Source organism: Segatella copri (genome assembly GCF_003465495.1).
GTDB classification, from domain to species: Bacteria; Bacteroidota; Bacteroidia; order Bacteroidales; family Bacteroidaceae; genus Prevotella; species Prevotella copri_G.
In genome coordinates this window covers 2,652-2,879 of the sequence record NZ_QSAV01000091.1, presented here as the reverse complement: position 1 = coordinate 2,879, position 228 = coordinate 2,652, and the positions used below count along the sequence as shown (strand labels likewise).

Genomic DNA, 228 nt, shown 5'->3' with positions numbered 1-228 from the left:
GTGTTCCTCTCCTCTGATACGAGCAGCAGAATGGGCAACTTCTGCACAGGTCTGAGATAGAGCAGTTGCAGGTAGTCCATGCCAAGCTCATATTGCTCACCGAAGATGTGACTAACCAACTTCTTGATATTTGGGAAGTCCCCTTGCATCGGCTTATGTCCTATCGGCTCGTATAGGTTGAGGAAACCGTCTATCACCGTGCGGTGGTTCACATGCTCGGGAACGGTG

The 228-nt window shown here is 50.9% G+C and carries 1 pseudogene; it reads right to left on the bottom strand.

The window, feature by feature from the left end:
- A pseudogene (locus DWV53_RS16270) lies at window positions 1–228 on the bottom strand (helicase); the annotation flags it as partial.